The following is an 11973-nucleotide window of genomic DNA, read 5'->3' as shown; positions in this document are numbered from 1 at the left end:
CCGCGCACCCCTCGAACCCAACATATCGGCGGACATACGTTTTGCGCATGAACGGCCGGATCACGAAGCCACTCATATCAGTGCGATACGCCGAAGAAAAGGATGGTAAAGAACAATGACGATCGTCACCCAGAAATGGCGTAAAGGCACACCCATCACTTCAGGATGGGATTACACGGTGAAGCATCCGATCGTTGCGATGGTCTACACATACGTCGCATTCGGATCCGATTACCGGCGTTTCTATGCCGACCTGAAAGACGTGCGCGGTCTGGTCGACGGCGCCGAGGTCCTCGATATTCCGTGCGGCGGCGGTGCGGTATTCCCGCAACTGGCCGGCACCACACCGAAGCGATACATCGGCGCCGACGTCTCCCCGGCGATGCTCACGCTCGCCGCCAAAGAAGCAGAGAAATCCGCAATCGGGAACCTCGAGTTGGTCGAACGCGACGTGGTGACACTTCCCTACGATTCGGAATTCGACCTCTGCCTGAGTTACATGGGCCTGCATTGCATGCCCGATCCGGCGGGTGCGATAGCCGCTGTCGGGCGCGCGCTACGCCCGGGCGGTGTATTGCGCGGAAGTACGGTTCTCACCGGTAAGGGCCGGAAGAACGATCTCTTCGTGTCACTGTGGCAACGGCGCGGGATCTTCGCCGATGTCTACCCGGAGAACGAGCTTCGTCAATGGCTTCAAGCGGCCGGCCTCGATCAGATCACCATCAATTGTTCGGGCGCGATCGCATATTTCTCGGCAACCAAGCCGGGGCGCGACTGATCATATAGCCGTCCGCCGATAGCTCCCGCCCCGAGAGGACCCCGCATTGTTTCACCGGATCACACAACTGGCTGTCGCCGCACCACGACGAGTCGTCGCCGTCACGATGGCGCTCTTTGTCGGCGCGGCGATATTCGGCATCCCGGCGGTGGGGAGCCTGTCGGCGGGCGGCTTCAATGATCCGGAGTCGGATTCGGCCAGGGCGACCCGGCTACTGACGGACAAGTTCGGCGTCAGCGATCAGCAGTTGCTGATCGTGGTGACCGCCCCCGACGGTGCCCGCAGTGAACAAGGTCGACAGGTCGCCATCGATGTCGTCGACCATATGAAACGGTCGCCGCACGTCATGGACCTGTCGTCGGCGTGGACCTCGCCCGAGCAGGCAGCGGCGGCCATGGTCAGCAAAGACGGCAGGTCCGGGCTGATCGTGGCCAATCTCGCGGGCTCGGAGAACGACGCGGAGCACTACGCGAAGACCCTGTCCGACGAAGTGGCGCGCGACAGGGGCGACGTCACCGTGCGCGCCGGCGGCACGCCACTGGCCTACGCGCAAGTCAACGAGCAGAGCCAGCACGACCTGCTTCTGATGGAGGCCATCGCGATTCCGCTGAGCTTCGTTGCGCTGGTGTGGGTGTTCGGCGGGCTGTTGGCGGCGGCCTTGCCGGTCGCCGTCGGATTGATCGCCATCGTCGGTTCGTTGTCGGTGCTCAGGCTGATCACCTTCGGCACCGAGGTGTCGACCTTTGCTCTCAACCTGGCGACCGCGCTGGGATTCGCCCTGGCGATCGACTACACCTTGCTGATCATCAGTCGCTACCGCGACGAAGTGGCCGACGGCGCCACCGGCAACGCCGCGCTGTTCCGGACCATGGCCACCGCGGGCCGCACCGTGGCGTTCTCCGCGATCACCGTCGCACTGTCCATGTCGGTGCTGGCGGTGTTCCCGATGTATTTCCTGAGGTCGTTCGCGTACGCGGGCGTGTCCATCGTCGCCTTCGCGGCGATTGCGGCGATCGTAGTGTCACCGGCGGTCATCGTCCTGCTGGGGCACAGACTGGATGCCCTGGATGTGCGGCGCCTGGCTCGCCGCCTGCTGGGCAGACCCGATCCCGTGCCCACACCGATCGAGCAGTCGTTCTGGTACCGCTCGACCAAGCGCGTCATGCGCCACGCCATACCGATCGGTCTGGCTGTGATCGCACTCCTATTGCTGCTCGGATCTCCCGCCATCGGCATGAAATGGGGATTCTCGGACGACCGCCTGCTCCCGGATTCCATGTCGGCACATCAGGTGGGTGACCAGTTACGCAGCGAGTTCGCCATCGATCCCGCGGCGTCGATCCCCATCGTCATCCCTGACGCGGCCGGCCTGGAACAGGCCGACCTGGAGCGTTACGCCGCAAACCTCTCTCTCGTGCCCGACGTCGCCGCGGTGGCCGCCCCGACCGGCTCGTTCGCGGGCGGCATGAAAGTGGGGCCACCGGCCGATCTGGCCGGCTTGGCCGAGGGCAGCGGGTTTCTCACGGTCTTCAGCACCGCACCGATGAGCACTGACGCCTCCGACACACAGCTGGACAGGATTCACGATGTGGCGGGCCCGGCGGGCCGATCGGTACAGATATCCGGACTCGCGCAAATCAACCGTGACAGCGTGGATGCCATCACCTCACGGTTGCCGCTGGTGCTCGGGTTGATCGCCGGCCTCACCTTCGCACTGCTCTTCCTGCTCACCGGAAGTGTCGTGCTCCCGGTGAAGGCGTTGATCCTCAACGTGTTGTCACTGACGGCGACGTTCGGCGCGCTCGTATGGATCTTCCAAGACGGCAACCTCGGAGCCCTGGGAACCACGCCCACCGGAACCCTGGTCGCCAGCATGCCGGTGATGTTGTTCTGCATCGCATTCGGCCTATCGATGGACTATGAGGTGTTCTTGGTCTCGCGGTTCCGCGAACATTGGGAGACCTCCGACCACAGCACTCAGGCCAACGACGAGGGCGTGGCGCTGGGCGTAGCCCGAACCGGACGGGTGATCACCGCCGCCGCGCTGCTCATGGCGATCTCATTCGGCGCGCTGACAGCCTCGCAAGTGCCATTCATGAGGATGTTCGGCCTCGGGCTCACCCTGGCGGTGCTGATGGATGCGACACTTATACGCACTGTGCTGGTGCCTGCGGCGATGCACGTGATGGGCCGCGCCAATTGGTGGGCTCCGAAACCCCTTGCCGCACTGCATGATCGAATCGGAATCAGCGAATCTCGCTAGACGTACCGGATTCGCTGCCGGTGTCACCACGTGATGCCGTCTCGGTTTCGGCGTAACACGCCGGTCCGGCGGCGAGCCGATCCAGTGTGCCCGGATGTGCTAGTCCTACCGGGGTTTCGGCGAGCTTCGTACCGAGCAGTGGATCTGCTCGTGAAGATGTACTCACAACCCACCCGGTCGAACGCTACCCGAGACGCGAGCACGTCCCCGATGCTGACACGGCTCCCCGACCACTCTTTTTAGAGGGACTTTCTACTCTATTTGCCTATCGGTAACTGTGATGAGGTTGGGCCCGTCGAACGCTCCACCCCGCAGACAGTGAGGTGTTCAGGTGATGATTGCCCCTCGAGTTGCGTGTGCCGCCCACCCGGACATCGGCGACAGCGCAGCCGATATCACCACCAGTCGCGCCGTGCGCTACTTCGCCGATGCGACCACTGCGTCCTATGTCCGCGGGCGGACTCGATAGCTCATCGCGCCAGATCGTTCCAGCCTGGTGCGATCTCGCCATCACCTTCCCATCCGTGCCGTGCCCGCAGACATGGCTTCGACCGAAGGCAGGACATCCGATGCACAAACAGATCTCGGACCCGGCCGGTGCGCGCCGGTTCACTCGCGCCTCGGCAGACATCGGGTTCGCCCGTCGGCGCCGGCGTCCGGCCGTCAGGACCGCTATCGGCTATGTGCGTGCCGACCTGACCGGTCCGAGCCGACCGCAGTGCGAATCACTGATCCGTACCACCGCGACCGATCTCGGCTACGAGCTCCTCGGGACTCTGATACTCACGGCGACACCGTTGGCCCGATTACAGTTCCTCGTCACCGAGCTCGCCGTCGATGTGGTGTTGTGCCCCACGTTCATCCACCTCGATGGCCAGGTGCCCGCCGACCTGCTGACCGTCACCGATGTGATCGTCATCGACCCGCCCATCACCTACTGCCGCCGGGACCCCCAGCTCCTGGACTGAGCAATTCCGGGTCGATCCCGGGGCTGCACCGTGCCGGCGCGGAAGTCATCGAGCGGGCGCCTCTGCGCTATCCGGTTCAGCGTCGAGGCGGCCGGACTCACAGAGCCTCACCTCGGTTCGTTGCCGAGGTGAGGCTCTGGTCTGCTACATGGCCCGTTCCGCCGGCTGAACGAGGACTGGACCGATTGGGTCCCGCCCGGGTCACTCAGGACCACACGCATCCGGTCACGCGGCGTTCGCGGAAGCGATCGAGGCGAAGGTGACTGGCATCGCCGCCGGTCCACGCAAGGTGACGTGCTCGCGGTAGCTCGGTGGATCGCTGACCAGGCGGGGGTCGATGACCCGGCGGGCGAAGCAGTTGATGGCGACGGTGGCTTCGAGCCGAGCCAGCGGGGCACCGAGGCAGAAGTGCTGGCCGAGACCGAAGGCGAGATGACGATTCGCACGGGCGGGGTCGAATCGATCGGGGTCGGCGAACACCGCCGGATCGCGGTTGGCCGCAGCGAGGAGCATGACGATGAAGTCACCGGCCGCGATGGTGATATCCGGGAGCTGGATGGCCTCGCGGGCGATGCGGGGAACCAGCTGGACCGGCGGGTCGTAGCGCAGGCTCTCCTCGACCACTGATGTGACGAAAGGCGGTGCTACGCGCAGGATCTGGCGATGGAGGCGATGAGAAAGCAGAGCCAGAACGGTGTTGGAGATGAGATTGACCGTGGTTTCGTGTCCAGCGATCAGCAGGAGCGCGCAGGTGGTGATGAGTTCGTCGTGGCTCAGGGCCTGGCCTGAGTCCTCGGCGACGATCAGGGCGGACACCAGATCGTCACCCGGTCGGGTGCGGCGGTGGCGCACGAGCTGTTCGAAGTAATCGTGCAGCGCGTTGTTATCGCTGACCAGTGCCGCGGGGTCGGGGCGGCCGGTGGTGGCGGTGGCCGACACCGGGTCGAGAGCGCGTGCCAGTCCAGTCGACCACCCTCGAATCAGGGGTTCGTCATCGAGTGGGACACCGAGTAGTTCGCAGATCACTGTGACCGGCAGCGGGCCGGCGAGATCGGCGACGATATCGAGTTGCCCGCGCTCGGCCGCGCGGTCCAGAGCCGCGTCGGCGATGGCGGTGATCCGTGGCTCCATCCGGCGCACGACGGCGGGAGTGAAGGTCGCGGCGACCAGACGACGCAGGCGGGCGTGATCCGGGTTGTCGCGGAACAGCATGGGGGCGATGCCGGTGAGTTCGCCGGCGAGGTCTCCGGCGAGGTCGTGAACGGGGGTGGGTCCCAAAGGAATCGAGGCGTAGTGGCGTTCGACGCTGCTCGCCTTGTCGCGCAATACCGTTGCGCAGTCCTGATACGAGGACAACACCACTACCGGTGCCCCGCCGAGCCGGACAGGTCCGTGCTCGCGGATGCGGTGGTAGAGCGGGTACGGGTCTGCGCGGTGTGCGGGATCGAGCAGCTGAGCGAAAAGTCCGAGGTTGCGCGCGGGTGTGGTGGTCATGATGCCGCCGAGTGGGTCAGCCGTGCCGGATGGCGCGGTGGGTGAAGGTGGGTGCGGTGCCGGGATTGAGCAGTGCGCCGGTCAGCTCGCTGGACGGGAAGAATTGCAGGAAGCGTGAATCCTGCTGGGACACATCGACGATGGTCTTCTCGATGACCAGCGAGTTGTACTGCTCGTACGCGGTTTCGATGGTGTTGGCGTTCAGCACCACCTCGTGTCCCCAGGATTTCGCGGCCTTCGCCAGACCCGGAATTCGAGACTGGTCCGGCGTGAGACATTCCGTGGCGATGGCGTTTTCGCTGATCGCCCAGATGCCGGTGTCGGTATTGAGCACCAGCGACTGGTTACCCATGGCGTGGCCCGGCGTGGTGATCAGCGCGACACCGGGGCCGAGCAGGACACTGCCGTCGAGCGGCAGGATCTTCTCGGGTGGCAGGTCGACGAAGGTGCTCGGCTGATACCAGGGCCGCTGGAACGGGTGCAGGTCGGCCATGGCCTCGAGCTCGTCACGCTGAGCCAGCAGCTTCGCATTCGGGAAAGCCGCTACCACAGGTTGATTCGGGCTGATGTCGGGTTGCGGCGAGGTGGTACCCAGCCAGCGCCGCACATCCTGGGTGTGCAGGTGGTCGAAGGCGAGGTAGTCGACCTCGGCCGGGTCGACTCCGGCGCGGCGGCAGGCAGTCAGCACATCGGTGTGCTCATGGACGAACACGCCTCGTACCGGTCCTGGTGCCAATCGCTTCATGTCATCGAAATACGGTGTGTAGGAGTCGAGTTCATGATCGCTCGGCTCGAACAGCAACGTGCGCGGGGTGCCGTCGGTCTCGGTCCAGCGCACGATCAGCAAGCGGTTGCTGATGGTGACGAACGGTGTGGGACTGATCGCGGCGCGGAACAGACCGTAGCGGGTCGGATACGGCAGCGATATCAGATCGTGGGTCCGCACCGAGTCCGGTCGCCCGGTGGCGGCGAACTCGCGACGGAAATTCAGTGCGGCCGTGCGGCATGCGCGCAGTCGTGGACCGAAACCGCCCGGTGCGGTGAGTGCCTTGTCGAAGGTATCGATGCGGGGGAACGGCGCGGTGACGGCCGGTCGCGGGATGGCGAGCGGTTCGGTGATGAGTCGATCGGCGATGCTCATAGGACTCGAGGCCGCATCCGGCTCGCTGTGAACAGCGGGGTGAGCGGTCGCAGCGGTATCGGTGGCACCCACACACCGAGCAGATCGACGCGGTGCAGCCGCGCTTGGATCACCCGCCCGATCCCCATCTGGTCGAGTGGATCGCGTTCGGAACCGTGTACGTCCAGGCTGAAGTCCTCGATCTGGCGCACCTCGATCACCCGCTCGCGGGGCGTGAAGCCCACCACGAAGGCGGGAAACAGCCCGGTGAGGCCGACGACATTGCGGTGCGGGCGGCCCAGAATCGGTGGCGGATCGGCGATGACCGCGCCGAGCCTGCCACCCATGGTGAGCAGCTTGTTGCCGCGGCGCGACGCCTCGGCGCGGATCTCGGTGTCGGTGACTGTCCAGTCGACCTCACCGAGCTTCTTCGGATAGCCGAGCAGTTCGCGCCCCATGATCAAGGCGACATCGTCGTCGAGAATCATCCACGGGCAGTGGATTCCGGTGCCCCGCACCGTCTTGATGTGCACGAACAACCCCGCCTCGTGGTATCCCGGCGACTCGAAGTTGTTGTCCGGGAAGCACGCGGTGAACAGATCCGCGCGCGCCGGTTCGGTCAACCGCACGCCGGCCGGGAGCCACCTCTTCATCGCAGCGGGGTCGATGTCGACGGTGGCGCTGAAGTAGTGGGCGTCGCGGTAGAGGCTGCGGCGCGGATCGCCGATCGCCAGTGCGCGGCGCATATCCGCCCGGAAAGATCGGCCCTCCGTCCGGTCGGCAGGTTCCCAACCCATGTCACTTGACCCTTCGGTAGATGGTGCGCAGGATCGGCCCGACCAACCCGCGCGGGGTGTACTGGCCGCCGACGGTCTGTACCTTGGCGAAGATGCCGGGGACTACACGGCGGCGACCGCCTGCCATGCCCGCGATCGCATCGTTCGCAGCCTGTTCGGCGCTGACCCACAGCGGGCCCGGCACCATCCGGTCCAGGTTCGGAACCTCAGCCACCTCGGCGTATTCGGTCCGCACCGGCCCCGGCGCGAGCAAGGTGCACTGCACGCCGGTGCCGGCCAATTCACCGTGCAGCGATTCGGCGAAGGTGTTGGCGAAGGCCTTGCTGGCGGCGTAGGTGGCATTGTTCGGGCCGGGCTGGTTGCCCGCGGTGGATCCGGTGATCAGGATCGCGCCCGCGCGGCGGGCGAGCATGCCGGGCAGTACAGCGAGCGTGAGGTCGTGGACGGCAACGGTATTGAGCTCCACCTGTTGGCGTTCCCTGGCCGGGTTCGCGGTCGCGAGCGTGCCGTAGGTGGCGAAACCGGCGTTGTTGCACAGGACGGCGATCTCGCGGGTGGCGAGTTCCTCGCACAGTTTCGCGCGCTCGTCGCGGTCGGACAGGTCGACGGCGCGGACCTCGGCTTCGACGCGGTGACGTTCGGCAAGCCGATGGGCCAACTCGTGCAACCGGTCTTCGCGGCGTGCCACCAGGATCAACGAGTATCCGCGACCGGCCAGGCCGTCGGCGAGGGCTTCGCCGATCCCGGAGGAGGCTCCGGTGACGACGGCCCGCAGGGCGGGAGTGGGAGTGGGCAGGCTCATGAGTTGCTCCTCGGTGATCAGAATTGGGTGAGCGCGCGGGCGGTCACGGTGGTCCCGGCGGCGACCAGAGTCCGGATCGCGCCCGGTCCGCTCACCTGACGCTCGCCGGCCGCGATGCGCCGGAAATTCGCCGCGTGCCAGGCCAATTGGAGGTAGGAGTTGACCGGCGTCGCGCCCTTGATCGGGATGCGCGGCGCCGTGGGCAGCGTCTGCGGCTCCTGCGTACCGGCCAGCAGTTCGGCCGCGATATCGGGGCGCACCGCGAACGGGCGGCCGAGCCCGATCACATCGACCGCGCCCTGTGCCAGCACGTCGTTCATGAATTCGAGGGTGCGAACACCGCCGGTGAGCATGAGCGGCATCGCCGATTCGGCGCGCAGATTCTCGGCGTAGCGCAGGAAGTAGGCCTCGCGCGCACGGGTGCTGTCCTGCACCACGCCGGTCATCGCCGGCGCTTCGTAGTTGCCGCCGGAGACCTCCAGCAGATCGATCCCGAGCTGCTCGAGGGCAAGTGCGATATCGAGCGATTCGCGCTCGTCCAGTCCCCCGCTCTGGAAGTCGGCGGAGTTGAGCTTCACCGAGAGCAGTGCGCGTGGCCCGATGGCTGCGCGCACGTCGGCGACGATGTCGAGTAGCAGCCGACGACGATTCGCCGGGCTGCCGCCGTATCGGTCGGTTCGCTGGTTGGCGATGGGAGAGAGGAACTGCGAGAGCAGATATCCGTGCGCGGCATGCACCTGCACACCGGCGAAACCGGCCTCGACCGCCAATTCCGCGGAGCGTACGAAGCGACGTCGCAGGTCGGCGATGTCGTCGAGCGGCAACGCGCGCGGCTTGCGCAGGTTGTAGCCGATCGTCCCCGGACGCAATGCCGAAGGGCCCACCGGAAGCCGGTTCAGCGGGCCGATCGCGACTCGGCCGGGATGGTTGATCTGCATGACCATCACGGCACCTTCCCGCGACCCCGCGCGCGCCCAGTTGCCGACGGCTTCGAAGTGGCGATCGTCTTCGAGTGTCACATTGCGGGGTTCGACATAGGCGCGGCGATCGATCATCACGTTGCCGGTGATCAACAGACCCGCGCCGCCGCGACCCCACGCACTGTAGAGACGGGTCAGCGTCTGGCTGGGCGCACCGTTGATCTCGCCGAGCTGTTCACTCATCGCGGCCTTGGCGATGCGGTTGGGCAAAGTCACCCCGCACGGCAGGGTCAAGGGGCTACCGACGGCGATCGTCCGGGGTGCACGATTCTTGGGAGGCATGGAAGGGGCTCCTGTGTAGTGGGTTGGGAGTCAAGCGATCCGACGGGCGACGGCGAGGACTGGGCTCACCACGATGCGGGTCAGCCTGCGTGGCGCAACCGGCACGGGTTCTGGGCTCGCAGGTTCCGTCGCCGTCGTGACGGGACTGCGCAACAGCAGGATCCGCAATGTGAACAGCTGGGTGAGCACGCGCACCAGCCATCGGCCGCGCAGCACCTCCCAGCGCAATTCCGGTCCACCGGCGAGGATTTCACCGGAGGGTTCGGAGACGATCGAGTAGAGATCGCCGAGCGGGGTGCGTACTTGCTGTTGCAGCAACGCGGCCTCGGCGAGTAGCCGGGAGCTGTTCATCAACAACATGCCCGCGCCGGAACGCGGCGCGACCAGTCCGGCGAAGGAGAGGTTGGCCAGGCCGGGCGCGAAAGTGTGCGACACCAGCCGCGGCTGCCCGTTCTCCCAGGTGAGCAGCCCTTCGCGCAGGAACGGAAAGGTCGTCCTGAAACCGGTGGCCCAGACGATGGTGTCGTACTCCCCGCTGGTGCCGTCGACGAAATGCACTGTGTGCCCGTCCAAGCGCGCGATCTCGGGACGGACCGCGATCCGGCCGTGCTTGAGGAAATACGGCAGTTGCTGGTTGACCACCAGATCCTGGTCGAAGATGCGGTGCTTCGGCTTCTCCAGCCCGAACTGGTGAAAGCTACCCATCCCCACTGCGACGATCGACCGGAAGACGGCCTCCTGCAGTAGTTTCGGCACCGGAACCGAGCCGATGTCGAACTTGCTGCTCGGCACGCCGAGCACATACTTCGGGATGAACCAGTAGCTGCGGCGAAGAGAGATCTCCGACGTACCGAAATTCAGTGCGGCTTCCACCGCCAGATCGCATCCGGAGTTACCGGCGCCGACGACCAGGACCCGCGTGCCGTCGAGGTCGGCGGGGCGCTTGTAGTTTTTGGAGTGGATCTGCTTGCCGGTGAATTCGCCGGGATACGTCGGGATGTTGGTGTCCCAGTAGTGCCCGTTGGCGACGACGACGCCGGTGTACTCACGTGCCTCACCGCTCGCGAATTCGACTCGCCATCCCGCCATCCCGGTGTCATCGAGCGGCGCGACGTCGGTGACCTGAGAGTCGAACTCGATGCGCCGATCGAGCCCGAATGCGGCAGCGAAGGAATGCAGATAGTCGCGCATCTGCCCGGCACTGGGGAAATCCGGATAGTCGTCCGGCATCGGATAGTCGGGGTACTCGGTGACCGCTTTGGCGCTGATCAGGTGGGTGGAGTCGTACACCCCGTGCGACCAGTTGCCACCGATCGCGGCGGTCGCCTCGATGTGGTCGTAGTCGAGACCGAGGTCGGTATAGGCCTTGGCCACGGCCAGACCGGTGTATCCCGCTCCGATGATGCAGTACCGGCGCGTCATGGCGACCTCCCATCAAAAGCTACAGTCTTTGTAGCTACATTGAGTGTAGTATTTGCTACCTGGCGGTGCCCTGTCAAGCACGAGTCGGTTTTCGGGCCTCACGCGGGGCGTACACCGGGAAGTCGATGAACACGACGGCAAGGCATGCCGAGGTCGCCGCTCGATAACGGCGATCTTCGGCCGGTAAACAGCAGCGCCTAGAGAAGGCGGCGAAACATCGACGGCCGCGAGGGTGTCGACCCGGCTCGATCAGGCAGAGGTATGAAACGCAGGCAGAGCGGGAATGAGCTGTGCGGCGTAGTCACGAATGCGCTGCGGCGGGAACGCATCGGGTTCCGCCAGAACGAGTCGGCCCGCTTCCCAGAACAGCGCGTACACGAGACGGGCAGTGAGTTCGACATCGACCGAGACAAGCTGTCCGGACGGCGCCGCCGCGCGCACATACGCGGTCAGCGCCTCGGTGAACGCTCGGCGTCCGCGTTCGAGACGGCGGCGGAAGGCGGGAGTGCTGGAGTCGGCGAGCTGGAATGCCGCCCGCCATCTATCGGGCGCGGCCTGCACCGCGTCGAGGAAATGCTCGAGGCTGTCCGCCATTGCCTGGGTCGGATCGGTCGTCATCATCGGGACTACGGTGGCCATCTGCGCTACCGCCGCGGCCTCCTCCCGGTCGAGGCAGGCCAGCAGCAGCTGGTCGGAGTCGTCGAAATGGCCGTAGACGACCGGGCGACTCACACCGGCCTCCTTCGCGACAGTGTCGATGGACACCTTGTGCACGCCCTGCCCGACAATGACCCGCAAAACCGCGTCCAACAGTTGCTCCCGGCGCTGCTCAGGAGCCATTCGCGGGGCATATGCTGCCCTGCTCTGCCGTTCGGCCACGATCGCGTACCACCCTCTCCGCGCCGAGTGAGTCCAGCGACAGCGCAGAGGAAAATTCTACACACGCTGTAGCTGCACTAGATGCAGCAATAGGAATTCGCTCCCACGCCCCCAGAGCACCGGCTCACCGCGGCGCTCGGAACACGAGCGACCATCGCGACGCCGGGCACCGAGGGCACCTCAGCCGG

Annotated in this window: 10 protein-coding genes; 3 read left to right on the top strand and 7 right to left on the bottom strand. The window is 65.7% G+C overall.

Translation table 11 applies throughout. The features are described from left to right. Positions 1–115: 115 nt before the first annotated feature. The 3 genes from ACFQ9R_RS07905 (at position 116) to ACFQ9R_RS07895 (ending at position 4009) form a co-directional block, all read left to right on the top strand. Complete coding sequence (locus tag ACFQ9R_RS07905) at positions 116–778, top strand: class I SAM-dependent methyltransferase (protein WP_378989570.1); 663 nt, start codon at positions 116–118, stop codon at positions 776–778. A 46-nt stretch (positions 779–824) separates the two neighbouring features. Further along, positions 825–3041, top strand: a complete 2217-nt coding sequence (locus ACFQ9R_RS07900) for an MMPL family transporter (RefSeq protein ID WP_378989569.1) — start codon at positions 825–827, stop codon at positions 3039–3041. 569 nt (positions 3042–3610) lie between these two features. Further along, positions 3611–4009, top strand: coding sequence for a hypothetical protein (locus ACFQ9R_RS07895; protein WP_378989567.1), 399 nt, complete (start codon positions 3611–3613; stop codon positions 4007–4009). Between the two features lie 225 nt (positions 4010–4234). On the opposite strand, the gene ACFQ9R_RS07890 is transcribed toward ACFQ9R_RS07895, so the two are convergent. From ACFQ9R_RS07890 to ACFQ9R_RS07860, 7 genes are all read right to left on the bottom strand, one after another. Continuing rightward, positions 4235–5503, bottom strand: a complete 1269-nt coding sequence (locus tag ACFQ9R_RS07890; protein ID WP_378989566.1) for a cytochrome P450 — start codon at positions 5501–5503, stop codon at positions 4235–4237. Between the two features lie 16 nt (positions 5504–5519). After that, positions 5520–6644: a hypothetical protein gene (locus ACFQ9R_RS07885; protein WP_378989565.1), complete on the bottom strand. Its 1125-nt coding sequence runs from the start codon at positions 6642–6644 to the stop codon at positions 5520–5522. After that, on the bottom strand, positions 6641–7420 hold the full coding sequence (locus tag ACFQ9R_RS07880; protein WP_378989564.1) for an acetoacetate decarboxylase family protein: 780 nt from the start codon (positions 7418–7420) through the stop codon (positions 6641–6643). Before ACFQ9R_RS07880 ends, ACFQ9R_RS07885 begins: the two co-directional genes overlap by 4 nt. A 1-nt stretch (position 7421) precedes the next feature. Further along, positions 7422–8222, bottom strand: coding sequence for an SDR family NAD(P)-dependent oxidoreductase (locus ACFQ9R_RS07875; RefSeq protein WP_378989563.1), 801 nt, complete (start codon positions 8220–8222; stop codon positions 7422–7424). Positions 8223–8239: 17 nt separating this feature from the next. After that, positions 8240–9484 (bottom strand): NADH:flavin oxidoreductase/NADH oxidase family protein, encoded by a 1245-nt coding sequence (locus ACFQ9R_RS07870; RefSeq protein ID WP_378989562.1) that lies wholly within the window; start codon positions 9482–9484, stop codon positions 8240–8242. A gap of 30 nt (positions 9485–9514) precedes the next feature. Then, complete coding sequence (locus ACFQ9R_RS07865) at positions 9515–10906, bottom strand: flavin-containing monooxygenase (RefSeq protein ID WP_378989561.1); 1392 nt, start codon at positions 10904–10906, stop codon at positions 9515–9517. 249 nt (positions 10907–11155) lie between these two features. Beyond that, the gene (locus tag ACFQ9R_RS07860) at positions 11156–11746 is read right to left on the bottom strand and encodes a TetR/AcrR family transcriptional regulator (RefSeq protein WP_378989560.1); all 591 of its coding nucleotides are present in this window, start codon (positions 11744–11746) and stop codon (positions 11156–11158) included. Positions 11747–11973 lie beyond the last annotated feature (227 nt).

Origin of the sequence: Nocardia sp. NPDC056541, from assembly GCF_042794235.1 — a bacterium.
Taxonomy (GTDB): Bacteria; Actinomycetota; Actinomycetes; order Mycobacteriales; family Mycobacteriaceae; genus Nocardia.
Note: the sequence above shows the minus strand (reverse complement) of the source record. Positions and strands in the feature narration are given on the sequence as shown.

Bases quoted from the DNA above. Each gene is read 5' to 3' on its own strand.
- ACFQ9R_RS07870 (WP_378989562.1), bottom strand. From the start codon at position 9,484: ATGCCTCCCAAGAATCGTGCACCCCGGACGATCGCCGTCGGTAGCCCC.
- ACFQ9R_RS07885 (WP_378989565.1), bottom strand. From the start codon at position 6,644: ATGAGCATCGCCGATCGACTCATCACCGAACCGCTCGCCATCCCGCGA.
- ACFQ9R_RS07865 (WP_378989561.1), bottom strand. From the start codon at position 10,906: ATGACGCGCCGGTACTGCATCATCGGAGCGGGATACACCGGTCTGGCC.
- ACFQ9R_RS07860 (WP_378989560.1), bottom strand. From the start codon at position 11,746: ATGGCTCCTGAGCAGCGCCGGGAGCAACTGTTGGACGCGGTTTTGCGG.
- ACFQ9R_RS07905 (WP_378989570.1), top strand. From the start codon at position 116: ATGACGATCGTCACCCAGAAATGGCGTAAAGGCACACCCATCACTTCA.
- ACFQ9R_RS07890 (WP_378989566.1), bottom strand. From the start codon at position 5,503: ATGACCACCACACCCGCGCGCAACCTCGGACTTTTCGCTCAGCTGCTC.
- ACFQ9R_RS07880 (WP_378989564.1), bottom strand. From the start codon at position 7,420: ATGGGTTGGGAACCTGCCGACCGGACGGAGGGCCGATCTTTCCGGGCG.
- ACFQ9R_RS07895 (WP_378989567.1), top strand. From the start codon at position 3,611: ATGCACAAACAGATCTCGGACCCGGCCGGTGCGCGCCGGTTCACTCGC.
- ACFQ9R_RS07875 (WP_378989563.1), bottom strand. From the start codon at position 8,222: ATGAGCCTGCCCACTCCCACTCCCGCCCTGCGGGCCGTCGTCACCGGA.